The sequence below is a fragment of the Streptomyces sp. NPDC005962 genome (assembly GCF_040629205.1).
In the GTDB taxonomy this organism is placed as follows: Bacteria; Actinomycetota; Actinomycetes; order Streptomycetales; family Streptomycetaceae; genus Streptomyces.
This window is the reverse complement of record NZ_JBEXVE010000021.1, coordinates 36,250-62,538: the sequence shown is the minus strand read 5'-3', so window position 1 is coordinate 62,538 and position 26,289 is coordinate 36,250. Positions and strand designations below refer to the sequence as shown.

Sequence of the window (26,289 nt, the reverse complement as noted above, 5' to 3'; positions counted from 1 at the left end):
GAGGCGGCGGCCGGTTTCAGGTGCGTCTGGGTTGAGTTACTCGACGACCTTCAGGAGCTTGTTCGGGGTGCCTTCGCTCGGGTTGGAGATCTTGTCGGCGGTGGCGCCGTCGGTGAGCGCCTTCGCCACGTCGGCCGGTTTGGCGTCCTGGTGGCCGCTCAGGTAGACGGCGGCGGCGCCCACGACGTGCGGGGTGGCCATCGACGTACCGGAGATGGTGTTGGTGGCGTCGTCGCCGGTGTTCCAGTCGGAGGTGATGTCCGAGCCGGGGGCGTAGAGGTCGACGACCTTGCCGAAGTTGGAGAAGTCGGACTGCTCGTCGGCGTCGGTGCTGGACGCGACGGTGATCGCGTCCTCGACCCGGGCGGGTGAGCTCTCGCTCGCGTCGGCGGACTCGTTGCCCGCCGCGACGCCGAAGGTGACACCGGAGTCGATGGCCTTCTGCACGGCCGCGTCCAGGGCCTCGTCGGGGGTGCCGCCGAGGCTCATGTTGGCGACCGAGGGGCCCTTGTGGTTCTTGGTGACCCAGTCGATGCCGGAGACGACCTGCTCGGTCGTGCCCGAGCCCTGGTCGTCCAGGACTCTGACGGCCACGACCTTGGCCTTCTTGGCCACGCCGTGCTCGGTACCGGCGATGGTGCCCGCCACGTGGGTGCCGTGGCCGTTGCCGTCGTCGGCGTCGTCGTCGTTGTCGATGGCGTCGAAGCCGGAGGTGACGCGGCCGTCGAAGTCCTTGTGCGAGGCGCGGACACCGGTGTCGATGACGTACGCGGTGACACCCTCACCCGCGCTGTCGGGGTAGGTGTACTTCTTGTCGCCCTTGGTGTCGTCCTGGTCGATCCGGTCCAGGCCCCAGGACGGCGGGTCCGCCTGGGTGGTCTTGATGGAGTAGCGGTGGTTCTGGACGACCTTGGCCACCGACGGGTCGGCGGCCAGCCGCTTGGCCTCGGTCTCGTTGAGGCTGGTGGCGGAGAAGCCGTTGATGGCCGAGTCGTAGCTGCGGCTCAGCTTGCCGCCGTAGGTCTCGGCCAGGTCCTTGCCCTCTTCGGCGGCCTTGACGGACTTTCCGCCCTTGAGCATGACGATGTAGCTGCCGTCGACGGCGTTCTTGGACTGGGTGCCGTAGACGGTGCCTTCGGCGGGCGCGGTGGCGGCGCCGGCCGGGACGGCCACGAAAGCACCGGCGGTGATGGCACCCGCCGCGGCTATCGCCAGGGTGAGTCGACGCGCGTTGCGCTGCTTGTGTACTGCCATGACGAGGTACTCCTCGTGCGAGATGTGGGGGGATTTCGCACACGGTGCTCGCACACACGGTGCGATAGCGCCGGAGCGTGGTCAGTCACTCCGGGCTGAAACGAAACCCTGACGGATGGAACCGGGCAATTCAAGATCCTGATCGATGTGTGACATATGCAACTTCATCGCGGGACGATCATGACAAGTCCCTTTACGTGTAAGGGCCTTGGAGCGGTGGGGTAGGGCTGGCCCCCCTCCTCGGGGTGGAGAGCCCCGTCCCCCGTATCGGCGGTCAGCAGGATGGGCCCGGGTGTACCCGCGCCCTAGCGTCGTCGAGGGATGGCGGCAGGGGGTCGCCACCTTGGGAAAAGGGGACGTCGTGGGGGACACAGCAGGACTGGACAGGCCGCGGGGGCTGGCCGCCCGCGCGGGCGGCTGGAGCGCCCGGCACCGCTGGACCGCCGTCGGGGGCTGGCTGCTGCTGGTCGTCCTCGCGCTGGCCGTGGGGTCGATGACGGGCCGGGTCGATTCGACGGACAGTGAGGAGCTTCCCGGCGAGTCCGGGCGTGTCGTGAAGATTCTCGACGATGCGGGCATTGTCGAACCGGCCGGGGAAACCGTCCTGATCCAGGCGAAGGACGACGGAGTGACCGCGGACGACCCCGCGTTCCGGAGCGCGGTCGACGGGGTGCTCGCCGCGGTGCGCGGCACTGGCGAGGCCACCGCGGTGAAGTCCCCGTACGGGACGAAGGCGATCTCGGCCGACCGGCGGTCCGCGCTGGTGCGGTTCGACCTGCGCGGCGACGCGGAGTCCGCCCCGGACCGGATCCAGCCCGTGCTGGACGCGGTGGAGAAGGCGCGCCAGGGCCACCAGGCCCTGCGGATCGAGGAGTTCGGCGACGCGAGCGGGGACAAGGCGTTCAACGACGCGTTCGGCTCCGACTTCGCGCAGGCCGAGTACTCGGCGGTGCCGGTGGCCCTCGGCATCCTGCTGATCGCCTTCGGCGCGCTGGTGGCCGCGCTGCTGCCGGTGGCGCTCGCGATGACCGCGTTCCTGGCCACCACCGGTCTGGTGGCGGTGGTCAGCCACTGGATGCCCATGAACGACACCGCCAACTCGGTGATGCTGCTGGTGGGCCTGGCCGTCGGCGTCGACTACTGCCTGTTCTACCTGCGCCGGGAGCGCGAGGAGCGGGCGGCGGGCCGGGACGCGGACACCGCGCTGCGCATCGCGGCGGCGACCTCCGGCCGGGCCATCCTGGTCTCCGGTGTCACGGTCATCGTGGCGATGTCGGGCATGCTCTTCACCGGCCTCACCGAGTTCCAGGCGATGGGTCTTGCCACCCTGATGGTGGTGGCCGTGGCGATGGTCGGCTCGGTGACGGTGCTGCCCGCGCTGCTGTCGCTGCTCGGCGAGCGGGTCGAGAAGGGCCGGGTACCGTTCGTGTCCCGCGCCAAGCGGAAGGGCAACGGCGAGAGCCGGGTGTGGCGCGCGGTTCTCGGCCGGGTGCTGCGCAGGCCGAAGCTGTCGCTCGCGCTGGCCGGCGGCGCGCTGATCGCCATCGCCGCACCGGCGGTCAGCATGAACACCGCGAACCTGACGCTGGACCAGGAGTTCAGCGACTCCATGCCGATCGTCCAGGCCTACGAGCACATGGACCAGGCGTTCCCCGGCGGACCGGACCCGGCCCAGGTCGTGGTCAAGGCGAAGGACATCGACGCAGCGCCGGTACGGGACGCCATCGCCCGCTTCCGTACGGAGGCCGTCGCGAAGGGCGCCTCCACGGGCCCGGTCACGGTGGCCTTCCACGAGAAGCAGAACCTGGCGATCGTGTCGGTCCCGCTGACCGGCGGCTCGGACGAGGACAAGGCCGAGAAGAGCCTGAACATCCTGCGGGACGAGGTGCGCCCGGCGACGCTCGGCACGGTGGACGGCGTCGACGCGCCGATCGGTGGCTCCGTCGCCGCCAACAAGGACTTCAACGACAAGCTCGGCTCGGCGATCGCGCCGGTCTTCGCGTTCGTCGTCGTGTTCGCGTTCCTGCTGATGCTGATGTCGTTCCGTTCGCTGACGGTCGCCGTCACCTCCATCGCGCTCAACCTGCTGTCGGTGGGCGCCGCGTACGGCATCCTCACCGCCGTCTTCCAGCACGGCTGGGGCGCGGGGCTGGTCGGGGCGGAGGGCGTCGGCGCGATCGTGTCGTGGCTGCCGCTGTTCCTCTTCGTGATCCTGTTCGGGCTGAGCATGGACTACCACGTGTTCGTGGTCTCCCGCATCCGCGAGGCGCGGCTGGCCGGGCGCACCACCCAGGACGCGGTGGTGCACGGTGTGGTCACCACGGCGGGCGTGGTCACCAGCGCCGCCGTCATCATGGTCGCGGTGTTCGGCATCTTCGGAACGCTGTCGATGCAGTCCATGAAGCAGATGGGCGTAGGCCTCGCGGCCGCCGTCCTCATCGACGCCACCGTGATCCGCGGAGTGCTGCTGCCCGCCGTGATGTCGCTGCTGGGCGAGCGGAACTGGTACCTGCCGACGTGGCTGCGGTGGCTGCCCGACCTGACCCACGACGAGACGGCCCCCACCCCGCCGCCCGTCCCCGCGGGCACACTCCCCGCCCCGGGCCTGGACGCTCCGGACCTGGACGACCCGGACCTGGACGACCGCCCCCGGCACGCCCGGGTCTGACACCCCGGGTCGCGCTCCTCAGCGCTGGTATCGGGCGAGCACCAGCCCGCCATCCTCGATCAGCCGTTCTCTCAGTCCGTCCATTCCGATGGCTCCGCTGTAGTACTCCTGGAACGCCGGGGTGGCCACCTTGTCCTTCCATTCCGGATAGCCGCGCACCGACAGGGCGGGGGCCGGGCGCAGTTGGGCGGCCAGTGCGGTGCCGGTCGCCCAGCCGTGCTCGGCGGTGTGCAGCGCCCGGTCGCGCAGCGCCCCGGTGCCCGTGGGCAGCATCCAGTCGCCCCGTGCGAGCCGCACCATGTTGCGCGGGCGCAGGAAGAAGTCGAGGAAGCGGGCGGCCTCCCGCTTGTACGGGCTGTCCTGGGCGATGGACAGGGTCTGCGGGCTGACGCCCTGGCGCTGGTCGCCGCCGGGCCCGGCGGGCGCGGGCAGCACCGTCCAGGCGAAGCCCTCGGGGGCCTGCTGGACGAGCTGCTGACGGTACGAGAACCCGAGCGGCAGCATGGCGTACTTGCCGCCGAAGAAGCCGGGGAGGGTGTCCGAACCGCCCATGCCGAGCGTGGACTTGGCCGCCGTACGGGCGATGGCGCGCGGGACGCGCCGGTCGGCGGCGTCGAAGCGGACGGTGACCTTGCCGTCGGCGCCCCGGTGGAAGACCCGGCCGCCGGTGGAGAGGGCGAGGCCGAGCGTCGCGGCGACGGGGTCCTTGAGCGGCCAGGCGACCCCGTACGTCCCGCCCCGGGTGAGCGCCCGCGCCGCGTCCTCGAACTCCGCCCAGCTCCAGGGGGCGCGCACGCTCGGGATACGCACCCGGGCACGCTCCAGCAGCGTCCGGTTGGCGATGATGACGCGCGGCTCCTGGAGGAACGGCACCCCGTAAACGCCGCCGCCGTCGCCGTCGCCGAAGGTGGTGGTCGCCCAGCTGTGGGCCGGGATGGCGTCCTTCAGCCGGTCCGGCAGTAGGCCGCGCAGATCGGCGAGATAACCGCCGTACGCGAAGTCGGCGAGGTCGTCGGCGGCGTCGTGGATGATGTCGGGCGCCTCGCCGCCCTCGAAGGAGGTGAGGAGCTGATCGTGGACGCTGTCCCAGCTGCCCTGGACGTAGTCCACCCTGATCCCGGGGTGGGCCGCGTTCCACTCCGCCACCAGCCGCTTGTTGGCCTCGACGGACTCCTTCTGCCAGGCCAGCGACTGGAAGCGGAGGACCGCCGCTCCCCCGCTGGCCCGGCGCCGCGCGGGCGCGCATCCGGCGCCCAGAGCCGCGGCGGCGCCGGTCAGCGTGCCGGTGAGCAGCGTACGGCGGCGCATCAGGACTTCACCGCCCCGGCCAGGGTGCCGCTGGTGATGCGCCGCTGGATGACGGCGAACAGGACGAGCGAGGGAAGGGTGGCCAGCAGTGAGGCGGCGGCCAGCGGCCCGAGGTCGGCGACGCCCTCCGCGCCGATGAAGTGGGTGAGGATGACCGGCACGGTCTGCCTCTCCGGCGTCTTGAGCAGCACCAGCGCGAAGAAGAACTCGTTCCAGGCGGTGATGAAGGCGAACAGGGCGGTGGCCACGAGGCCGGGCGCCAGCAGCGGCATGGTGACGGAGACCAGGACGCGCAGCCGCCCCGCCCCGTCCACCGCCGCGGCCTCCTCCAACTCCCCCGGCACGGCCCGGACGTACCCCGCGAGCATCCACAGGGCGAACGGCAGCGACCACACCACGTACACCATGATCAGCCCGGACAGGGAGTTGATCAGGTGCAGGTTCTTGAGCACGAGGAACAGCGGGATGATCACCAGGACGAACGGGAACGCCTGGCTGACCACGACCCAGCCGGTGGCCGCCCGGGACAGCGGGGAGCGGTGGTGCCGGGCCATGACGTACGCCATCGGGGTCGCGATGACGACGGTGATGGCCGCGGCGGCCACCGAGGCGGTCAGGCTGTTGGCGGCCGCGCGCAGCAGCGGCTGCTCGTCGAACGCCTGGCGGAAGTTGTCGAGGGTCGGGTGGGCGGGAATCCAGCCGGGGTCCGGGCTCGCCAGCTCGCGCGGCGGTTTGAACGCGGTGGACAGCAGCCACAGCAGCGGGAACGCGAGGAAGACGAGATAGCCCAGCAGGGCGAGGTACTGCCCGGCGCGGGCGGCCCGGCGTCTGCGCGTCACGGCGGCCCGGTTCACGCGTCGTCCCCTCTCAGCCGTCCGACGAGGAAGACGGCGAGCAGCACGGAGACGACCGCGACCAGCACGCATCCCATGGCGGCCGCGTACCCGAACTGCCCGTAGCGGAAGGCCTCCTCGTAGGCGAAGAGCATCGGCAGCCGGGTGCGGCCGCCGGGCCCGCCGCCGGTCAGGACGTAGACCAGCGCGAAGGAGTTGATGTTCCAGATGAGGCTCAGCGCGCTGATGGCGAGCGCCACCGGTCTGATGGCGGGCCAGGTGACGGTGCGAAAGCGCCGCCAGGCGCCCGCGCCGTCCATCGCCGCGGCCTCGTGCAGCTCTCGCGGTACGTTGGCGAGCGCGGCCAGCAGCGTGACCGTCACCTGCGGCAGCCGGGCCCAGATGCCGACGACGATCACGGCGGGCAGCGCGGTGGAGAGGCTGCCGAGCCAATCCCGGTCGGTGCCGAGCATGTCGTTCAGCAGGCCCGCGTCGGGGTGGTAGACGAGCCGCCACATGATGCCGACGACGACCTCGGGCATCGCCCACGGCACGATCGCCAGGGACCGCGCCAGCCAGCGGAAGCGGAGGTTCTGCACCAGCAGCAGCGCCAGCCCGAGCGCCAGCACGAACTGCGGAACGGTCACCGCGACCGCCCACACCAGGCCGATCCGGAACGAGTCCCAGAAGAGCGTGTCCCGGGCCAGGTCCTGGAAGTTGAGCAGCCCGGTCCACTGCGTCGGCTCGGTGCGGCCGGACTGGGCGTCGGTGAAGGCCAGCGCGATCCCGTACAGCAGCGGACCGACGCTGAGCAGCAGGATCGGCAGCAGCGCGGGCAGGACCAGGAACCACGCGCCGCGGGCCGGAGGCTTGTCGGACCGCGCCGTCGCGGTCGTGGCTGTCACGCAGGTCATCGTGCGGACGGGGTGCGGGCCCCGTCAAGGAGTCCGGTCGGCCGAACCCAGCAGCGTACGGGTCACCACCCCGGCCAACGCCGCCGCCTGGGCGGGCTGTTCGAGGTAGAAGTGGCCGCCGGGGAGGCGGGGCGTGACCTCCGTGGCCCCGGTCGTGCTGTGCCGCCAGCTGTCCAGCTGGGCGTCGGTGAAGACGTCCTCGGTGCCGCAGCACACCACGAGACCGGCGCCCACGGTGGTGGCCCGGCGCTCGCGCAGAAACGAGTCGCCGAGCGAGAAGTCGGCGCGCAGCAGCGCCGCGGTGCGCTCCCGCAGCACGGGGTGCGCGCGGATCTGCGGGGAGATCGTGCCCCCGGACCGCTCGGCGATGGCGAGGATCTCCTCGTCGGTGGTGAGCGACAGCGAGCCCGCACAGGGAAGTTCGGCGCTCACCGGACCCGCGTTGGCGGAGACGAACAGGGTCGAGCAGCGCGCCCCGCCGGACTCCGCCAGCCGGGCCGCCAGGCACAGCCCAAGGTAGGCACCCACGCTGTGGCCGAAGACGGCGATCTCGCCCCGCAGTCCGGCGACCGCCCGCTCCAGGTCGCCGACGGCGTCCTCGATGGTGGTGACGGGCGCCTCGCGCCACCGCCTGCCCCGCCCGGGCAGCTCCAGCGGCAGGGGCAGGATGCCGTCCGGCAGGGCCTCGGCGAGCCGCTCGAAGACGGCGGCCGAGCCGCCCGCGTGGTGCAGCATGATGAGGGGACGGGGCGTCATATGTGCCTCCTCGGGGCACGGCGGGGCGGCACGCGGCCGCCCCGCCGCCGGGCGCGCGGAGTGGTGCCAGATGGGGTCCGCGGCCGGTCAGCTGGGGACCTCGCGCGGTACGAACGCGTAGCCGCGCCGGCTCGTGCGGGCCAACCGGTTGTGCCCGTACGTGTCCACACCGGAGGCGAGGACCGCGCCGTAGTGTTCGAGGTTGATGCCGTCGCCGTACTCCCTCAGGTTCTCGGTGCCGGGGTAGACCCGCACCTGAGTGGGCACGTAGCGGGCGGCGAAGCCCATGCGGTAGTCGGTCTTGCCGCCGGTGTGGGGGAGCGAGGCGTGCATGGTGTTCGACCAGAAGATGACTGCCTCGCCCGGCTTGAGGACCATCGGGTACGCCTGCGACTCGTCCGGCTTCCAGTGGGGGTCCTTCTGGAGGGACCGGTAGTCGTAGCCGAAGAAGCCGCGCTTGATGCCGTCCTTCTCGCGCCGGTTGATGGCGTCCGCGTCGTAGTCCATGCCCTTGGACTCGTCGTAGTTCATCGACGTGTGGGTGCCCGGCATCAGCTGGAGGCAGCCGTTCTGCTCGGTGGAGTGGGTGAACGCGGTCCACACCGTGATGGTGCCGATGAAGGCGGGGCGGCCCTCGTCGGACGGCCAGATGATCTGCGGCTTGCCGGTCGCGTGGGCGAAGGTGGCGGCCTGGTGCCAGTCGGTGCCCTCGTCGCCGTGGTACTTGGGGAAGAACTCGCTGCGCCAGCAGAGCAGGTCGGGGCCGATGAGGGAGGCGACGCGGTCGACGATCTCGGGCCGCGTGACGTGCTCGGACAGCAGGTCGATGTCGAGGTGGCGGTCGTAGTTGGAGATGTTGGCCTTGCCCGTGCTGTCCGGGTAGATGGCCAGGGAGCGGTCCAGGAGCTGGCGCCGGACGGTGTTCCAGCGGCGGGTCATCTCCTCGGGCTCGAAGACCTTGACCGGGCCGATGTAGCCGTCCCGTTCGAACCGGGCCACCTCTTCGGCGCTGAAGGTGAAGTCGGCTTGCTCGCTCGCGGAGGTCATGGCAACGCTCCTTCCTCTGCTTGAGGGTCTCTACTGGGCGCTCCGGGCGCGGGTGACGGCGTCGGCGACGGCCTCGCCGATGCTGCGCTCGAAGAGGATCTGCATGTCCAGCTCGACGCCGAGCTCCTCCCTGACCCGCTCGTTCAGCTCCAGGGCCAGGACGGAGTGGCCGCCGAGGTCGAGGAAGTTGTCCTGGGCCGACAGGTCGGACTCCTCCAGCACCTCACCCACCCAGGTGACGGCCAGGGCGTCGGGGTGCCCGTCCTGTGCCGCAGCGTTCTGTTGTCCCGTCATGAACGTGCCACCTCTTCCTCCCAGGACCGGGCGACGGCCGCCCGGTCGACTTTTCCGTTGACGGTGCGGGGCAGCACCGGCAGGCGCAGATAGCGCGCCGGGTGCATATAGGCCGGTAGCCGGGTCTTGAGGTGGTCCCGCAGCTCCCGCGCGGTGGCCGTGCTCCCCTCGCGGGCCACGTAGGCGCAGACCAGCCGCAGGTCGCCGGGCTTGAACTCGCGCACGGTGACGACCGCGTCGACGACATCGTCGTGGCGGCGCACGGCGGTCTCGATGTCGGTCGGCTCGATGCGGTAGCCGCGCAGCTTCACCTGGAGGTCGGCGCGGCCCTCGTAGGCGAACCGGCCGTCCGGCAGCTCGCTGACCAGGTCCCCGGAGCGGTAGTAGCGGACGGGCTCGCCGGTCTCCTCGTCCGTCACCACCGGGAACTTCTCCGCCGTCAGCTCCGGGCGGCCGAGGTAGCCGTCGGCCAGCTGGGCACCGGCGAGCCACAGTTCGCCGGTCTCCCCCGGCACCACGTCCCGTCCGTCGTCGCCGACGACCCGGGTACGGAACGACGGCAGCGCGCGCCCGATGACCGAGGCGTCCTGCGTCAGGTAGGCCTCGCCGATCTCCTCGAAGGTGGTGAACACCGTGGTCTCGGTGATCCCGTAGCCGTTGACCAGCCGCGGCCGGTCCAGCCCGAACGCCGTGGCCCAGGGCCGCAGCATGGGCGCGGTGAGCTTCTCGCCGCCAAAGATGACGTAGCGCAGCCCGGTGAGGTCCCGTCCGCCGCGCACGGCCGCCTCGGTGAGCGCGCAGAACGCGGTGGGGGTCTGGTTGATGACGGTGACGCCCCGGTCGAGGACGACCGTCAGATACCGCTCGGGCGTACGGGCCGACCAGTGCGGCAGCACGACCAGTTCCGCGCCGGTGGAGAACGCCCCCCAGATCTCCCACACCGAGAAGTCGAACGACAGCGAGTGGAACAGCAGCCAGCGGTCGTCCTCCGAGAAGTCGAACACCGACCGGGCGCCGGAGAGCAGGGCCGACACCTGGGCGTGGCGTATCGGCACGCCCTTCGGATCGCCGGTGGTCCCGGAGGTGTAGATGACGTACGCCAGGTCCTCGGCGCGCGGGCGCCCGCTCCCGGTCATGGGCTCCGGCCGCGCGTCCCGGCACTCCGCCACGGCCGCGGTGCCGACCACGCCGGTGACCGCGCATCCCTCGAAGGGCTCGCCGATCAGCGCGCTCGCCCCGCTGTCGGCGAGGATGAAGCCGCTCCGGGAGGCCGGGTTGCGCAGGTCCACCGGGACATACGCGGCACCGCACTTGAGGACGGCCAGGATCGCGGCGATCGCCTCGGCCCCCGGCGGCATGCGCAAGGCCACCCGGTCCCCGGGCCGGACCCCCTGGGCGCACAGGGCCCGGGCCACCGCGTCCGACCAGGCGTCGAGCCGCCGGTAGGAGAGACGGTCGTCCTCGGCGGACAGCGCCGTCCGCTCGGGTGCCGCCGTGGCGACCTCCCGGAAGAGGCTCACGAGATCGGAATGCGGCAGCATTTCGGGGAACCCTTCTCGCGGCCGTCGGTGCACATCACTGTCACCGCGGGCGGCCGGGCGCCTCAATTGAACCTTGGTACAGGCGGACTCAAGTGCCGTCGGCGAGGCTGGGGCATGGGCCCGACACCGGCCCATTACTCTGTGGCCCGGCCACACCGGACTCTGTGGCCCGGCCACACCAGCACAGCACCATCCGCAAGGGGGAAGCACATGCGGCGGAAGCAGCAGTGGACCGGAGGGGGCACCAGCCCCTATCTCTTACTGACGACCACGATGGTCTTGTGGGGCAGCGGCTTCAGCAGTTCGAAGGTGGTCGTCGACCATCTGCCGCACGCCGTGGCCGCCCTGCTGCGCTTCGGCGGCGGGGCGCTGGTCCTGCTCGTCGCGCTGCGCTTCGTCCCCTCCCGGCGCCCCACCTCCCGGCGGGACGTGGGGCGGGCGGCCGGGGCGGGGGTGCTCGGCGTGTTCCTGTACAACCTGCTGTTCTTCTGGGGGCTTTCGCTGGCCCCGGCGATGGACAGCACCGTCATCATCCCGGTCATGAGCCCCGTGCTGACCACCGGATTCCTGCTGGTCACCCGCAAGGAGCGGGCGTCGGGCGGGCGGGTGGCGGGGCTGGCGCTGGGGCTCACCGGTGCCGTGATCTTCCTGATCGGCGCGCGGACCGACGCGGGCGCGGGCGGTGACCGGTTCCTCGGCGATGTGCTGTTCCTGCTGAGCGCGGGCTGCTGGGCGGCGTTCACCCTGCTCGGCCCCCGGGTGCTCGCCGGGATCGAACCGCTGCGGGCCACGGCGTACGCGATGAGCTGCGGCGCCATCCTGCTGGGGCTCTACAGCGTGCCCTCCGCGATGGACGCGGACTGGGGCGCGGTGTCCGCGACCACCTGGCTCAACGCGGTGTTCGTGGCAATCGGCCCGACGGCCGTGGCGAACCTCTTCTACTACCGGGGCGTCGGGGCGGTGGGCCCGGCCTCCGCCTCGATCATGATGTTCATGGTGCCCATGGTCGGCACCCTGTGCTCCTCCGTCTTCCTGGGCGAGTCCTTCGGCACGGTCCAGGCCATCGGCGCGGTGGTACTGCTGGCGGGCGCGGTGCTGGCGGTCACCCAGGGCCGGGTGCGGGCGAAGCCGGGGGAACCGGCCGGGGCGGTGTCGGGCGCGGACGCGGCGGACCGCGAACGGCTCCGCTGAGCGAGAATGCGCCATTGCGGCCCGTCCGCACACCTGTGCCATCAGTGCCTCCGTATACTGCCGAGGCCCCTATGTCTGACGTGAATTCACCTATTACCCGGACCCCGCGATCCGCGTTCTCGGGAGAGGGAGATACATGGCTACAGAGGGAAGCCTGATCGGTCTGGTCCACAGGAAAGCACCCCTGGCACCCAGCGCCCGCCGGACCTGGCAGGAAGAGCTGGACCGGGTGCCCGCGCTTTCGAATCGCGAATTCGACGTGTTCCGCCTGCTCGGTGACGGGGAGTCCAACCGGTCCATCGCCTCCCGGCTCGCCGTCACCGAACGTACGGTCAAAGCGCATGTGGCGCAGATCCTGACCAAGCTGCATGTGGAGTCCAGGCTGCAGGCGGGCCTGGTCTCGTACGCCTGGATCGAATCGCTGCGCACCACCATGTGACCGGTCCGCACCACCGCACCACGGCACGACCTTCAGCACCATCAGCACCACTGATGACGGTGAACCGTGTTCAGCTGCGAGGGGAGGCCGGGGAGACTCATGGTGGCGTCCTCGTCGTCGGCCGTGGCGACCCACTGCCCGTACTGCGCCCTCCAGTGCGGCACCTGGCTGGACCACGAGGGCGCCACGGTGGCCGTACGGCCCTCCGACTTCCCCGTCAACCGGGGCGGGCTGTGCCAGAAGGGGTGGACCGCCCCCGCCCTCCTCGACTCCCCGGTGCGGCTCCGCTCCCCGCTGGTCCGCGGCGCCACCGGGGCGCCGGAACCGGCGGGCTGGCGCCGGGCGCTGGACACCGTCGCGGACCGGCTGCGCCGGATTCGGGACGCGCACGGCCCGGACGCGGTGGCGGTGTTCGGCGGCGGCGGGCTGACGAACGAGAAGGCGTATCTGCTGGGCAAGTTCGCCCGGGTGGCGCTGGGCACCAGCCGCATCGACTACAACGGCCGGTTCTGCATGTCCTCCGCGGCGGCCGCCGGGAACGCCGCCTTCGGCCTCGACCGAGGGCTGCCGTTCCCAGTGGCCGACCTCGACGATGCCGAGGTGGTCCTGCTGGCCGGGGCGAACCCGGCCGAGACGATGCCGCCGCTGATGCGCCACCTGTCCCGCGCCCGGCTGATCGTCATCGATCCGCGCCGGACGAGGACCGCCGGGGCGGCCGCCCTCCACCTCCAGCCGCAGCCCGGGACCGATCTGGCGCTCGCCCTCGGCCTGCTCCATCTCGTCGTCACCGAGGGCCGGGTGGACGAGGGCTATCTGCACCGGCGCACCGCCGGGTTCGACGCCGCGTGGCAGCGGGCGGTGGCGTGGTGGCCGGAGCGCGTCGAACGGGTCACCGGGGTGCCGGTGGCCGCCCAGCGCGAGGCGGTACGGATGCTCGGCGGCGCCCGGCGGGCGTACGTCCTCACCGGGCGCGGCGCCGAACAGCACAGCAAGGGCACCGACACGGTGGCGGCCTTCATCAACCTGGCGCTCGCGCTCGGCCTGCCCGGCCGGGTGGGCAGCGGCTACGGCTGCCTCACCGGGCAGGGCAACGGGCAGGGCGGCCGGGAGATGGGCCAGAAGGCCGACCAGCTGCCCGGCTACCGGTCGATCGCCGACCCCGGGGCGCGCGCCGCCGTGGCCGCCGTCTGGGGCGTACCGCCGGGGGAGCTGCCCGGCCCCGGGCCGGGCGCGTATGAGCTGCTGGACTCCCTCGGCCGTCCCGGCGGACCGCGCGCGCTGCTGGTGTTCGGCTCCAACCCGGCCGTGTCCGCGCCGCACGCCGCGCACATCACCGAGCGGCTGGCCGCGCTGGACCTGCTGGTGGTGGCCGACTTCATGCCCTCCGAGACGGCGCTCCTGGCCGATGTGGTGCTGCCGGTGACGCAGTGGGCCGAGGAGGAGGGCACCATGACCAGTCTGGAGGGCCGGGTGCTGCGCCGCCGCCCGCTCTCCGGGCCCCCGCCGGGGGTGCGCGGCGATCTGGACGTGCTGCGCGGGCTCGCGATCCGGCTCGGCCAGCCGCCGGAACGGTTCCCCGCCGTACCGCGCGAGGTGTTCGAGGAGCTGCGCCGCGCCACCCGGGGCGGCCGGGCCGACTACTCCGGCATCAGCTACGAGCGGCTGGACGCCGGTGAGGCCCTGCACTGGCCCTGCCCCGCCACCCCGCCCGGGCACCCGCCGCACCCGGGCACGCCCCGGCTCTTCCTCGACCGCTTCGCCCACCCCGACGGCCGGGCCCGGTTCCGCCCGGTCGACCACCGGGACGCCGCCGAACTCCCCGACGACCGCTTCCCCCTGTACGCCACGACCGGCCGGGCACCGGCGCACTACCAGTCCGGCGCCCAGACCCGGCGGGTGCCCGAACTGCTGGCGGCCGAGCCGGAGTCGTATCTCGAAGTGCATCCGGACACCGCCGGGCGGGCCGGGCTCGCGGACGGCGATCTGGCGCGGATCTGCTCGGCCCGAGGCGCGGCCGTCGCCCGGGTCCGGCTGGTGGAGACCCTGCGCGCCGACACCGTCTTCCTGCCGTTCCACTTCGGCGCGGACGGCCGGGCCAACCTCATCACCAGTACCGCCCTCGACCCGGAGAGCCTCATGCCCGAGTTCAAGGTCTGCGCGGTCCGCATCGAGCCCTGGACGGCCACCGCGTGAGCGCCGTCGTCGTCGTGGGCAACGGCATCGCCGCCCACCGCCTCGTGGACCGGCTGCACCACCACGGCCACCGGGGCACCGTCACCGTCCTGGGGGCGGAGCCGGTGGCCGCATACCACCGGGTGCTGCTCCCCTCGGTGCTCGACGGCACGCTCCCGGCCCACGCCCTGACCCTGCCAGGTCCGCCGGACGGCACCGTGGTGCGGCTCGGCACCCGGGCGGTGGGCATCGACCGGCGACACCGCCTGGTGCACACCTCCGACGGCAGCAGCCACCGCTACGACCACCTGGTGCTCGCGACCGGCGCCCGGCCCCGGATACCCGCCGTCCCCGGCCTGCTGACCGCGCGCGGCCGTCTCGCCGACGGCGTCACCCCGCTGCGTACCCTCGCCGACTGCCGACGCGTCACCGGCGGCCGGGTGGCGGTGGTCGGCGCCGGGGTGCTCGGGGTCGAGACGGCGCTCGCGCTGCGGCGCGGCGGCGCCCGCGTCACGCTGACGCACCCTCGCCCGTACCCGATGAACCGTCAGCTCGACGCCGCGGCCGGGGCGGTCCTCGCCCGCGGGCTGCGCGACCACGGCATACGGCTGGAACTGTCCCGGCAGGCGGTCGCGTACGCCCCCGGCACCCTCACCCTCGACCGCGGCCAGGCCATCGGCGCCGACACCGTGGTGGTGTGCGCCGGTGTCCGCCCCGACACCCGGACGGCCCGCGCCGCCGGGCTCGCCGTCCGTACCGGCGTGGTGGTCGACGATGCCCTGACCACCGACGATCCGCACATCCACGCCATCGGGGACTGCGCCGAGGAGGACGGCACGGTCCCCGGGCTCGCCGCCACCGCCTGGCACCAGGCGGAACGCCTCGCGGCGCTGCTCTGCGGCGTCCGGACCCGCCCCCGCGCGTGCGCGCCCGTGATCCGGCTGAAGGCGCCCGGGCTGGACGTCGCGGCGTACGGCCCGCCCGGAGCGGCCGACGACGCCGAGGAGACGGTGTCCCTCCAAGACCCCGCACGCGGTGGCTACGCCCGGCTGGCGCTGCGCGGCCAACGGCTCGTCGGCGCCGTCCTGGTGGGATATCCGCAGGCCATCGCCGCCCTGGGCGCCCTGTGCGACCAGGGGCGGCCGGTGCCCTCGGACCGGCTGGCGTTCCTGCTCGGCACCACGGCCGGGCGGCGCGGACCGGTGGAGCTGCCGGACGACGCGGTCGTCTGCCACTGCAACAACGTCACCCGGCGCACCCTCGCCGACAGCTGGCGCGGCGGCGCCCGGGACGCGGCCGCGCTCGCCGCGGCCACCCGCGCGACCACCGGGTGCGGCGGCTGCACGGGCGCCGTCCGCGATCTGTGCGCCGCCCTGCACACCGCCGCGCGGCGCCCCGGGACGTCTATGGCGGAGGCGTCCGTGGCGGAGACGGTCGTAGCGAAGACGGTCCGGTGAGCCGCACCCTCGTCGTCGTCGGCCATGGCATGGTCGGCCACTGGCTGGTGGAGCGCGTCCGGGACCGGGACCCGGACGGCCGGTGGCGCATCGTCGTCCTCGCCGAGGAACCGCGGCCCGCCTACGACCGGATCTCGCTCTCCTCCCATCTGGAGGCCGGGGAGGGCGGGGACGCCGGGGCGCTCGACCTGACCGGCCCGGAGCTCCTCGCCGACCCTCTGGCCGACATACGGCTGAACACCACCGCCGTCGCCGTCGACCGCCGCGCGCGCACCGTCACCAGCGCCGACGGCACCGCGACGGGCTACGACGCGCTGGTCCTGGCCACCGGCTCCCGGCCCTTCGTCCCGCCGATCGCGGGCCGCGACCTGCGAGGCTGCTTCCGGTACCGGACCATCGAGGACGTCGAGGCGATCCGGGCGGCGGCGGTCCCCGGCCGGGCGGGCGTCGTCATCGGCGGCGGGCTCCTCGGCCTCGAAGCGGCCAACGCGCTGCGGCTGCTGGGCATGCGGTCGCACGTGGTGGAGACCGCCGCGCATCTGCTGCCGCTCCAGATCGACGCCGGAGCCGGGCAGGTCCTCGCCCACCTCGTCGGCAAGCTCGGGGTGCGCCCCCACTGCGGAACCATCACCCGGTCCGTCGACCCCGGCCCCGACGGGCGGGTCCGCTCGGTGACCCTCGACGACCGCACCCGCCTGGACGCGGTCCTCGTCGTCTTCGCGACCGGCGTACGCCCCCGCGACGACCTGGCCGAACCGTCCGGTCTCGCCCGCGGACCGCGCGGCGGCATCCTCGTCGACGACCACTGCCGCACGGCCGACCCCCGGATCTGGGCGGTCGGCGAATGCGCCGCCGTCGACGGCCGCTGCTACGGGCTCGTCGCCCCCGGCTACCGCATGGCCGAATGCGTCGCCGCGCAGCTTCTCGGCCTCGCGGCGCGGCCCTTCGCCGGGGCCGACACCTCCACCCGGCTCAAACTGCTCGGCGTCGACGTCGCCAGCTTCGGCGACTGCCACGCCGAGACGCCCGGCGCGCTCGAATTCATCCGCCACCGCCACCGGGCGGGCAGCTACGCCAAGCTCGTCCTCACCGACGACGCCCGCACCCTGCTCGGCGGCGTCCTGGCGGGCGACACCACCGCCTATCCGCTCCTGCACTCCCTGCTGGGCCGCGAACTGCCCGCCGGACCCGAACAGCTGCTGCTCGGCACGGCGGCCGCTTTCTAGACTGGGCCGTCCGGGACGGCAGCGGGATGGGAGAGGTACGGCGTGGCGGACGCGGGGTTCACGGAGGAGCGGGCGCGGGCGGTGCTCGCCGCCGCGCTGCCGCACGGGACGGGCGGGACGGGCGGCACGGGCGGCCCCGGCGGGACGGGCGGCACGGGCGACGCCGCCGGGGCCCGGCTGCTGGCGCTCGGCGAGAACGCGGTCTTCGCCGTCGACCGTCTCTCCCTGGTGGTCCGCGTCAGCCGCGACCTCGGCGTACGGGAGCGGGCCGCGCGGGAGTTGCGGGTCGCCGACTGGCTGGCCCGGGAGGGGGTGCCCGCGGTGCGTCCGGACCGCCGTTTCGGCCCGGAGCAGCCGCTCGCGTACGACGGCCACCTGGTCACCTACTGGCAGCAGCTCCCGCCACCCGAGCGCCCCGCCGGGCCGCGCGACCTCGCCGCGCTGCTGCGGCGGGTGCACGCGCTGCCGGAGGCGCCGCCGGACCTCGTACTGCCGCGCCGCGACCTGCTGGGCGGCGTCGAACGCTGGCTGCGGCTGGCCGGCGACGCGATCGATCCGGCGGACGCCGCGTATCTGCGCGCCCGCCGGGACGACTTCGCTGCGGCCGTGGCCGCGCTGACCCCGCACCTGGCGCCCGGCCCGATCCACGGCGACGCGCTGCCGCGCAATGTGCACATCGGGCCGGACGGTCCGGTCCTGGTCGACCTGGAGACGTTCGCCACCGATCTGCGCGAGCACGATCTCGTCGTGATGGCCCTGTCCCGGGACCGCTACGGGCTCGGCGCGGCGGCATACGACGAGTTCGGCGCGGCGTACGGGTGGGATGTGCGGGAGTGGCCGGGGTGCGCGGTGCTGCGGGGCGCGCGGGAGACGGCCAGCTGTGCGTGGGTGGCCCAGCACGCACCGGGCAACCCGGCGGCACTGACCGAGTTCCGCCGCCGCGTCGGCTCCCTGCGGGAGGGCGACGCGGCGGTGCGCTGGTACGCCTTCTGAGCGGCCAGGGCTGCCCCGTGGCACCACTCGCGGAGCACCGCACGGCGCCAAACCGGAAGCCCGCCATCGCCGTCGCACCAGCCGCCACGGGCCGCGCGGCGGCCGACGCGCCCCAGGAACCGGAGATCACCCCGCGCTACCAACTGCCCGCCACCGTCAACGAACCGGCCGCGACGAAGCGCGTCGCAACGGCGCACGAGCCCGTCCTCGGCGCCGGTGCAGCCGGAGGGAGGCGCGGAGCGCGACGCCGCGAGACGCCGTGCCGAGCGATGGGAGGGACCACGCCCCGCGAACCGCGCCACATGCGGACGCCGGGCGGCGCCGTGCGGACCCCGGAAGCGCACCGTACAGACGCCAGGAGCGCGCCGTGCAGACCGCGAGCGCGCCGTGGCCCGCCAGACACGCCCTCGTCACCGCGCCCACACGGGATCGCGACCGCTCAGCCCCACGGCACGGTCCAACGCGGACGCGCCCTCCGGCACAGCCACCACGCGCGGTCGAAGATCCCCCCTGCCGCCAGACCCCGGAAGCGCGCCGTGGTCCCGCGAGACACACCCCCGTCACGGCGACCACCCCGGGTCCCGGCCGCTCAGCCCCACGGCACGGTCCAGCACGGACGCACCCTCCGGCACAGCCACCACGCGCGGTCGAAGATCCCCCCTGCCGCCAGACCCCCGGAAGCGCGGCGAGGTCCCGCCAGACACACCCCCGTCACGGCGACCACCCGGGGTCACGACCGCTCAGCCCCACGGCACGGTCCAACGCGGACGCGCCCTCCGGCACGGCGACGGCGGCTCCGAAGATCCCACCCTGCCGCTGCTCGTCCGGGAACGACGACAGCCACCCGGCGATCGCCTCGGCGCAGCCCGGAGCGCAGTCGTAGGGCTGCCCCGTGGCGCGGGCCAGGTCCCAGCCGTGGATCACCAGCTCGTCCAGCGCGACGACGCCCATCACCTCGGCGGGCAGGGTGACGCCACCGGCCTCGGTGCTGCCCTGCCAGGCGGCCGGGTCCCGCCATGCGGCGGCCAGCGCCTCCAGGCGGCGGGGCAGCTCATCGCGCCAGCCGGGGGCCAGCCGCTCGGCCTGCCCCGGTCCGGGATTCGTGCCGGAGTGCTTCTCGGCGGCCCAGCGCATGCCGATGGCCAGCCCCATGAAGTGGTCGAGCAGATCGCCCACGGAGTAGGCCGGGCAGGGCGTGGGCGCCCCGAGCTGCTCGTCCGAGACGCCGCCGAGCAGCGCCGTCACCCGGTCGACCGCGGGGCCGAGGTCGATCCGGCCGGTCTGATCCGTCTGGTCGGTCATCGCTTACTCTCCTTCTTCGGTTCGCTCCCTCTCAGCTGTACGGACCGGCCGGGCGCCGAAAACTCATCGGTGCCCCCGGGGCTACCCCACCGCCGCCCGCGCCTCGTGCAGCGGCCAGCTGCCGTCCACGACCGCGTCCGGGGTGCCCTTGCGGCGCAGCCAGGACTGGAAGTCGGCGGCCCAGTGGGCGTACCACCCGACCTGCTTGTGGTGCAGCTCCCACAGGTCGAGCCCGGCGACCTGCCCGTGGCGCTCGGCGAGCGCGCAGGCGACGCGCACCGCGGCGAGGGCGTCCGCCCCGGCCTCGTGGGCGCGCTCGTGCGCCACGCCGTACTCCCCGCAGACCGCCTCCAGCGTGCGCTTGCCCTTGCGGTAGCGGTCGACGGCGCGGTCTATCGTGTACGGATCGACGACCGGGCCGGTCTGCGTGCCGCCCAGCCGCTCGCTCAGCGAACGCAGCCCGTGGCGGTCCAACTCGGCAGCGAGCAGGCTCAGATCGAACGCCGCGTTGTACGCCACCACCGGCGCGCCCGTGCGCCAGTGCGCCACCAGCACGTCCGCGATCTCGTCCGCCACCTCGCGTATGGGCCGGCCCGCCGCCGCCCGCTCGTTGGTGATCCCGTGCACGGCCACCGCGTCGTCCGGAATGGGAATTTCCGGCGCGGCCAGCCATTCGTGCCGCCCGATCGGTTCCCCGCCGCGCACCTCGACCACCGCGGCCGTCACGATCCGTGCCGTGTGCGGGTCCGTGCCCGTGGTCTCCAGATCGAACCCGATCAGCAGCTCCCTGTGCCAGCCCATGGCGGTTGCCCTCCCTTTGTTGTGCTTCCCCCAGGTGTCGCCACCTTCGCACGCGCCACTGACAACGGACGCCGGGGCGGGCCCCGCGGCCGGGCGGCGAGGCGGCGCGGGGACTCTCAACCGCCGGGCAGGGCGCGGGCGGTCGCGTCCCAGGGAATCGGCGCGAGGGAGGAGATCGCGAGATGGAACGGGCACTCGGTGGTGCGCGACGGCGAGGCCTCGCGGACCGTGCGCTCCAGCCGGTCGCGCAGCTCGGCGGCGGCCGTCTCGTCGCCCTGGGCCTCGCGCAGGCCGATCAGGCCGCGCAGCGGCAGGGCCTCGGCGTAGCGGCGGCCGGAGAGCCGCGCGGTGCGCAGCGCGTGCTCCCAGCGGACCTGGGCGAGCACCGATTCGCCGCGCTCGGCCGCGACGACACCGAGCATGGTGAGGTCGTGGGCCGCGCATTCGGGGCGGTTGCCGTGCCGGTAGCGCTCGGAGGCGCGCAGATGCAGCCGCTCGGCCTGGTCGAGGTCGCCGCGGGCGCGGGCGGCCAGCGCCCGTACGGTCTCCACCTTGGCCAGCAGATAGCCCTCGGCGCTCTCGCGGGCGTAGGTCTCCAGGGCGTCGGCGAAGGAGGTGGCGTCGTCCCAGTCGCCGTCACCGGCGGCCGCGCAGGCGAGCACCGCCTTGACGTAGGCGGCCTCGTGCACGGCGCCGATGAGCCGCAGTTCGTCGTGGGCGGCGCGGAAGGCGCGTACCGACAGGGCGCGCTCGCCCAGCCGCTCGTACGCCATGCCGGTCATGATCTGCGCGGTGGCGGCGGAGTGCGGGTCGAGGGTGGCGAGCAGCTCCCGGGCGGTCATGGCGGAGGTGAGGGCGGCGCGCCGTTCGTCCTCGGCGACCAGGAGTTCGCTGTGGAACAGCTGCCACACCCCGGTCTCCCAGCGGTGGCCGTGCTCGTCGAGGGCGGCGGCGGTGCGCCGGGCGGCCTCGCGCGCCTCGGCGAGCCGCTCCTGGCGGACGTGGGCGGTGAGGGCGAGCGCTCCGACCAGGGTCACCACGGCGGGGTCGCCGCGCTTCTCGGCGGCGGGGAGGGCCTGGCGCAGCAGTTCGTCGTCGTCCCCGGCGCGGCGGATGTTGACGCCCAGCCAGCCGCACCAGGCCAGGGTCTCGGCGTACCAGTCGGCGGTGGGTGGAGTGGATTCCAGGGCCCGCAGCAGCCGCCGGTGGCCTTCGTGGCGCCGGCCCGCGGCCATCCAGTAGAGGGAGAGGTGGGTGGCGATGCGGGAGCCGAGCAGCCGGTCGGCGGGGTCGGCGCTGTCCTGCAGCCAGTCCAGGCAACCGGCCACCTCGGGGGTCGCGGTGGTCATCTCGGCGAAGGCGGCCGGGCCGCTGCCGGTGCGCAGCGCGGCGTCGGTGCGCCGCGCGAGGGCGGCGACCCAGTCGGCGTGGCGGCGCAGCGTCCCGGTCTCCTCGCCGCATTCGGCGAGCGCCTGCCGGGCGTACTGGCGCAGGGAGACCAGGACGCGGTAGCGGGGGCTGCCGGGGCCGGGGTCGTAGACCAGCAGCGACTTCTCGGCGAGCAGGGCGAGCGTGTCGCCCGCGCCGGGTCCGGCGACGGCCTCGGCGGCGTCGACGGTGAAGGGCGCGGCGAACACCGACACCGCCCGCCACACCTCCCGCTCCTCGTCGGTGATGAGGCGGTAGCTCCAGTCGAGGGCGGCGCGCAGGGTGCCGTGGCGGGCGTCGGCCGAGCGCAGCGGCACCTCCAGCAGCCCGCGGCGGGTGCCGAGCTGGCGGACGATGACGGGCAGCGGGGTGGACGCGGCCTTGGGGGCGACGAGTTCGATGCCGAGCGGAAGCCGGTCGACGGCCTCGCACAGGTCGCGGACCTCGTCCCAGGAGGCGGCGCGGGCGGCGGGCGGGGAGACCCTGGCGAGCCGGTCGAGGAAGAGCCGGATGGCGTCCTGGCCGGTCAGCGGCCGCAGGGCGAGGCGGGATTCCCCGGCCACGCCGAGCCCTTCCCGGCTGGTGGCCAGCACCCGCAGCCGGGGGCAGTCGTCCAGCAGCCGGGCCGTGAGGTCCGCGACGGCCTCGGTGAGGTGCTCGCAGTTGTCGAGGAGCAGCAGACATCTGGACGCGCGGTCGACGGCGAGCCGCGTCCGGTCGGCGAGCGTTTCGGCGGGGCCGGGCGCGATGCCCAGGGCGGCGGCCACCGCGCCGGGTACGTCGTCGGGTGAGCAGGGCACCAGGTCCACCCGCCAGACGGTGGCACCGGCGTCCTGTTCGCGGGCGGCGGCGGCCAGGGACAGCCGGGTCTTGCCGATGCCCGCGGTGCCGGTCACGGTGACCAGCCGGGCGTCGGCCAGCCGGGCGGCGATCGCGGCGAGTTCGGGGCCGCGCCCGACGAAGCCGGAGCCGGGCGGGAGGCTGGGGTGGGCGGCGGGATCGGCCGCGGCGCCGCGGCGCGGCCGTACCGTCCCGGGGCCAGTCGCGGTACCGGGCCCGGGTCCGGTCGTGGAGAAGCCGCGCAGGACGGCCTGCTGCGCGGCGCGCATCTCGGGGCCGGGCTCGATGCCCAGCCGCTCGCGCAGATCGGCGCGCGCCGCCCGGTACACCCCGAGCGCCTCGGCCTGCCGACCGCACGCCTGGAGGGTCCGGATCAGCAGGGCGTGCAGCCGCTCCCGGTCCGGGTCGGCCCGGGACGCGGCCCGCAGCGCCTCGACCAGATCGGCCGGATCTGCTCCCCCGGCGGCACCTCCGACCACACCACCGACGGCACCCCCGACCGCACCACCGGCCGCTCCCCCGCCGGGTCCGCCCATCGCGGCGTACGCGGTCAGTTCGGCATCGGCGCGCTCTTCGAGGACGGTCAGCCGCAGCGCCTCCAGCCGAGCCCGCTCGGCCTGGACGAACGGCAGCGCGGGCAGTCCGGCGAGCGGTGTCCCGGACCACCGGTCGAGCGCGGCGCGCAGCAGGGCCGCCCGGCGGCCGGGGTCCTCGGTGGCGCGGGCCCGGGACAGCTCCCCGTCCAGCAGCCGCACGTCGACCGTATGGCCGGTCAGGTCCAGCCGGTAGCCCGCGGGGCCCGTGACCACCAGCCCGGGAGCGTGCGGCTGGAGGGCGCGGCGGAGCTTGGCCACCGCCGTGTGGAGGGCCGCCATCGGGTCCTTGGCCCGTGCCCCCGTCCACAGCTCGTCCAAGATCCGGCCGGTGCTGACCGCCGAGGGGGCGTGCAGCAGCAACAGGGCAAGCAGGGCGCGCGGCCGGGCCCCGGCGATGGCGAGGGCCATGCCGGAGCCGTTACGAACCATCGGGTCGCCGAGTAATTCGAACTCCATGGGTGATATCGGACCATGGGACGGGTACGGCTGTCCCGTGAACCGGCCCGGACCAGCCGACACGAACGGCGCAGCCGGACAGACGGCGGACAGAATTCGGACAGACCACCGGCGCATCCTGCCAAGGTCACACGAACCACGACATGAGGAGCGCCGTGCTGCGGCTCGCCTTCAGTACGCTTCGCGCCCGGCGCTCCCTGTTCGCGGGATCACTCGCGGCGGTGACGCTGGCCCTGATGCTGCTCACTTCCGCCGGTGTCCTGCTGGAGTCCGCGCTGCGCGGCCACGGCGAGCCGAACCGCTTCCACGGGGCGTCCCTGGTGGTCGCGGGCAACTCCGACGTGGGCCTGGACGGGAAGGAGCACCGACCCGGGTTCGGCGATGTGGAGGCGCCGCTGGTGCCGCGCCCGCAGGTGCCGGCCCGGCTGGTGGAGCGGGTGCGCGGGGTCGAGGGCGTGCGTTCGGCCGTCCCCGACCTGGCCTTCTACGCGCAGGCGGTGGGCTCGGGCGGCAGCCCCGTCACCCCGGAGCTGGGCACCCGGTCCTACGGCCACTCCTGGGCGAGCGCGCGCGTCACCCCGTACACCCTGCGCGCGGGCCGGGCCCCGGGCGCGGACGACGAGGTGGTGGTGGACGCGGCCACGGCGCGCCGCGGGGGCTTGAGAGTCGGCGGCCCGGTCACCGTGCTGACCGGGGCCCAGGGCCGCGATACGTACCGGCTGAGCGGTGTCGTCGCCGGACCGCGCGACGGGCTGACGAAGGACCAGTCGGCGCTGTTCTTCGCGCCGGACACCGCCGCCCGGCTCGCCCCGGCCGGTGACCGGGTGCACGCGATCGCGGTGACCACCGCCGCGGGCGCCGACCCGGGGGCGGTGGCGGACCGGGTGCGCGCGGCGCTGGGGGCGGGCCCGTCGGTGACGGTGCTGACCGACACCGGCGAGACCGAGGTCTCCTCCAGTGATGTGCTCTTCATCGACACCCTGGTCTTCGTGGTGTCCATGGGTTCGCTGGCCGTGTTCGTCGCCCTGTTCGTGATGGCCGGTGGCTTCGCCTTCGCGATCCTCCAGCGCTACCAGGAGATCGCGCTGCTGCGGGTGATCGGCGCCACGCCCCGTCAGATCAAGCGCATGCTGGGCTGGGAGACGCTGCTGGTCGCGATCCTCGGCGGGGTGATCGCCATTCCGGCGGGCGCCGCGCTGGCCGGTCCGCTGGCCGACGCGCTCGTCTCGCTCGGGATCGCGCCGGAGGAGCTGACGGTCGAGGTCGGGCCCTGGCCGCTGGCCGGGGCCGCCGTCGCCGGGCTCGTCATCACCCGGCTCGCCGTCTGGTCGGCCGCCCGCCGCGCCTCCCGGGTGCGCCCGGCCGAGGCGCTGCGCGAGGCGGCGGCGCCGGAGCGGCGGATGCCCCGGTCGCGGCTGCTGACCGGGCTGGCCTTCCTTATCTTCACCGGGCTGTTCCTGGCGGTCGGCATCTCCATGGGCGGGGTGTCGGGGGCGGGGCTGGCGTTCGGCGGCGTGCTGACGCTGCTGATCGCGGCGGCCGCGCTCGGCCCCGCGCTGGTCCGCCCCCTCACGCCGCTCGTGGGAGCGCTCCTACGGACCTTCTCGCGGCGCACCGGGCAGCTGGCGCTGGCCAACAGCACGGCCGCGCCGCGCCAGGTCGCCGCCGCCGCGGTGCCGATCGTGCTGATGGTCGGCTTCGCCGTATCGGCCCTGTTCATGCAGACCACCCAGCAGAGCGTGGCGGCCGACTGGGCGGGGCAGCGGCTGACGGCGAGCCATGTGCTGCTGCCGCACGACGCGGAGGGGCTGCCGCCGGAGGTCGCCGAGGAGGCGGCGCGGCTGCCGGGCGTCACCGCGGTCTCCTCGACCAGCACCGCGTGGGTGCGTACGTCCGTGCACACCGACGAGGCGGAGAGCGTCACCGCGCGGGCGCTGGGCGCCGACGCCGACGTGACCCGCGCCCTGGACATCCACCTCAAGGACGGGGATCTGCGCGGGCTGACCGCCGGGCGGGCGGTCGCGGTCAGCGAGGAGCAGGCCAAGGAGTTCGGCTGGAAGACCGGCGAGCGCATCCGGCTGCGGCTGCCCGACGGCACCCGGCGGGAGCTGACGATCGGCGCCCGCTTCGACCGCTCCCTCGGCTTCGCCGACCTCGTCGTGCCCGCCGCCGTGCTGCGCCCGCACACCCCCGATCCGCTGCTGGACGCCGTCTACCTGATCACCCGTCCGGACCACCGGCCCTCCCTGGACCGGGACCTGGCGCGGCTGACGAAAGCCTGGCCCTCGGCCCGGGCCGCCGACCGCGCCCAGGTCAAGGAGGCCGGGGCGGCGGGCGCGGTGGAGGAGACCTGGCCGGTCTATCTCTTCAGCGCGCTCATCGCCGCCTTCACGGCGCTCGCGCTGGCCAACACGGTCATCATGGCGACGCTCGTGCGGACCGGGGAGTTCGCGATGCTCCGGCTGATCGGGGCGACCCGGCGCAACGTCCTGGCGCTGGTGGCCTGGGAGAGCCTGGTCGTCGCGGGCTGCGGAGTGGTGCTCGGCGCGGCGGTCGCCGCGATCGTGCTGTCCGCCACCAGCCTGGCACTGACCGGCGGCGTCCACATCGACGGCCCGCCCGGATTCCTCCTCGCCGCGGCCGCGGGCGCGGTGGCCCTCGCGCTCTTCTCGGCCCTGGTCCCGGCCTGGCGGATGCTGCGCGAGCGGGCCATGCGCTGAGCCACCACGCGCTGAGCCAACGGAGGACGCGATGAACCATCATGGAGAGGAAG

The 26,289-nt window shown here is 74.0% G+C and carries 19 protein-coding genes and 1 pseudogene; 8 read left to right on the top strand and 12 right to left on the bottom strand.

All coding sequences use genetic code 11. The features are described from left to right. Positions 1-36 precede the first annotated feature (36 nt). Positions 37-1,254: a S8 family peptidase gene (locus tag ABZ370_RS29365; RefSeq protein WP_358626541.1), complete on the bottom strand. Its 1,218-nt coding sequence runs from the start codon at positions 1,252-1,254 to the stop codon at positions 37-39. A gap of 361 nt (positions 1,255-1,615) precedes the next feature. Here ABZ370_RS29365 and ABZ370_RS29360 point away from each other — a divergent pair, with 361 nt between their 5' ends. Further along, positions 1,616-3,922, top strand: a complete 2,307-nt coding sequence (locus ABZ370_RS29360; RefSeq protein ID WP_358626539.1) for an MMPL family transporter — start codon at positions 1,616-1,618, stop codon at positions 3,920-3,922. An 18-nt stretch (positions 3,923-3,940) separates the two neighbouring features. On the opposite strand, the gene ABZ370_RS29355 is transcribed toward ABZ370_RS29360, so the two are convergent. The 7 genes from ABZ370_RS29355 to ABZ370_RS29325 all read right to left on the bottom strand — a co-directional run bounded on the left by ABZ370_RS29355 (position 3,941) and on the right by ABZ370_RS29325 (position 10,615). After that, positions 3,941-5,230, bottom strand: coding sequence for an extracellular solute-binding protein (locus tag ABZ370_RS29355; protein WP_358626537.1), 1,290 nt, complete (start codon positions 5,228-5,230; stop codon positions 3,941-3,943). Continuing rightward, positions 5,230-6,084 carry a carbohydrate ABC transporter permease gene (locus ABZ370_RS29350; RefSeq protein WP_358626535.1) on the bottom strand — a complete coding sequence of 285 codons (855 nt, stop codon included), beginning with the start codon at positions 6,082-6,084 and terminating at the stop codon, positions 5,230-5,232. Before ABZ370_RS29350 ends, ABZ370_RS29355 begins: the two co-directional genes overlap by 1 nt. Next, positions 6,081-6,977, bottom strand: a complete 897-nt coding sequence (locus ABZ370_RS29345) for a sugar ABC transporter permease (protein WP_358626533.1) — start codon at positions 6,975-6,977, stop codon at positions 6,081-6,083. The genes ABZ370_RS29350 and ABZ370_RS29345 overlap by 4 nt, the downstream gene beginning before the upstream one ends. 24 nt (positions 6,978-7,001) lie before the next feature. Continuing rightward, positions 7,002-7,733, bottom strand: coding sequence for an alpha/beta fold hydrolase (locus ABZ370_RS29340; protein ID WP_358626531.1), 732 nt, complete (start codon positions 7,731-7,733; stop codon positions 7,002-7,004). 87 nt (positions 7,734-7,820) lie between these two features. Beyond that, complete coding sequence (locus ABZ370_RS29335) at positions 7,821-8,780, bottom strand: chlorinating enzyme (RefSeq protein ID WP_358626529.1); 960 nt, start codon at positions 8,778-8,780, stop codon at positions 7,821-7,823. 30 nt (positions 8,781-8,810) lie between these two features. Then, on the bottom strand, positions 8,811-9,074 hold the full coding sequence (locus ABZ370_RS29330) for a phosphopantetheine-binding protein (protein WP_358626527.1): 264 nt from the start codon (positions 9,072-9,074) through the stop codon (positions 8,811-8,813). After that, on the bottom strand, positions 9,071-10,615 hold the full coding sequence (locus ABZ370_RS29325) for an amino acid adenylation domain-containing protein (protein WP_358626525.1): 1,545 nt from the start codon (positions 10,613-10,615) through the stop codon (positions 9,071-9,073). Before ABZ370_RS29325 ends, ABZ370_RS29330 begins: the two co-directional genes overlap by 4 nt. Before the next feature lie 210 nt (positions 10,616-10,825). On the opposite strand from ABZ370_RS29325, the gene ABZ370_RS29320 reads away from it, so the two are divergent. From ABZ370_RS29320 to ABZ370_RS29295, 6 genes are all read left to right on the top strand, one after another. Next, on the top strand, positions 10,826-11,806 hold the full coding sequence (locus tag ABZ370_RS29320; RefSeq protein ID WP_358626523.1) for a DMT family transporter: 981 nt from the start codon (positions 10,826-10,828) through the stop codon (positions 11,804-11,806). 136 nt (positions 11,807-11,942) lie between these two features. Beyond that, a complete protein-coding gene (locus ABZ370_RS29315; protein ID WP_358626521.1) occupies positions 11,943-12,245 on the top strand; it encodes a LuxR C-terminal-related transcriptional regulator in 303 nt (100 codons plus the stop codon). Between the two features lie 99 nt (positions 12,246-12,344). Further along, a complete protein-coding gene (locus ABZ370_RS29310) occupies positions 12,345-14,438 on the top strand; it encodes a molybdopterin oxidoreductase family protein (RefSeq protein WP_358626519.1) in 2,094 nt (697 codons plus the stop codon). Further along, on the top strand, positions 14,435-15,874 hold the full coding sequence (locus tag ABZ370_RS29305; protein ID WP_358626517.1) for an FAD-dependent oxidoreductase: 1,440 nt from the start codon (positions 14,435-14,437) through the stop codon (positions 15,872-15,874). Before ABZ370_RS29310 ends, ABZ370_RS29305 begins: the two co-directional genes overlap by 4 nt. Next, on the top strand, positions 15,871-17,100 hold the full coding sequence (locus ABZ370_RS29300; protein ID WP_358626515.1) for an FAD-dependent oxidoreductase: 1,230 nt from the start codon (positions 15,871-15,873) through the stop codon (positions 17,098-17,100). The genes ABZ370_RS29305 and ABZ370_RS29300 overlap by 4 nt, the downstream gene beginning before the upstream one ends. A 42-nt stretch (positions 17,101-17,142) precedes the next feature. Beyond that, complete coding sequence (locus tag ABZ370_RS29295) at positions 17,143-18,093, top strand: aminoglycoside phosphotransferase family protein (protein WP_358626513.1); 951 nt, start codon at positions 17,143-17,145, stop codon at positions 18,091-18,093. Positions 18,094-18,653: 560 nt separating this feature from the next. On the opposite strand, the pseudogene ABZ370_RS29290 reads toward ABZ370_RS29295, so the two are convergent. The 4 genes and pseudogenes from ABZ370_RS29290 to ABZ370_RS29275 all read right to left on the bottom strand — a co-directional run. Beyond that, positions 18,654-18,734 (bottom strand): annotated as a pseudogene (locus ABZ370_RS29290) (TIGR03086 family protein); the annotation flags it as partial. Between the two features lie 70 nt (positions 18,735-18,804). Next, a complete protein-coding gene (locus tag ABZ370_RS29285; RefSeq protein WP_358626511.1) occupies positions 18,805-19,395 on the bottom strand; it encodes a TIGR03086 family metal-binding protein in 591 nt (196 codons plus the stop codon). 81 nt (positions 19,396-19,476) lie between these two features. Further along, on the bottom strand, positions 19,477-20,196 hold the full coding sequence (locus ABZ370_RS29280; protein ID WP_358626509.1) for a 3'-5' exonuclease: 720 nt from the start codon (positions 20,194-20,196) through the stop codon (positions 19,477-19,479). A gap of 116 nt (positions 20,197-20,312) precedes the next feature. Continuing rightward, positions 20,313-23,516, bottom strand: coding sequence for a BTAD domain-containing putative transcriptional regulator (locus tag ABZ370_RS29275; RefSeq protein WP_358626507.1), 3,204 nt, complete (start codon positions 23,514-23,516; stop codon positions 20,313-20,315). A gap of 143 nt (positions 23,517-23,659) precedes the next feature. Between ABZ370_RS29275 and ABZ370_RS29270 the strand changes: the two genes are divergently transcribed. Next, entirely contained in the window at positions 23,660-26,236 is a 2,577-nt protein-coding gene (locus ABZ370_RS29270; RefSeq protein ID WP_358626505.1) for an FtsX-like permease family protein, read from the top strand. Positions 26,237-26,289 lie beyond the last annotated feature (53 nt).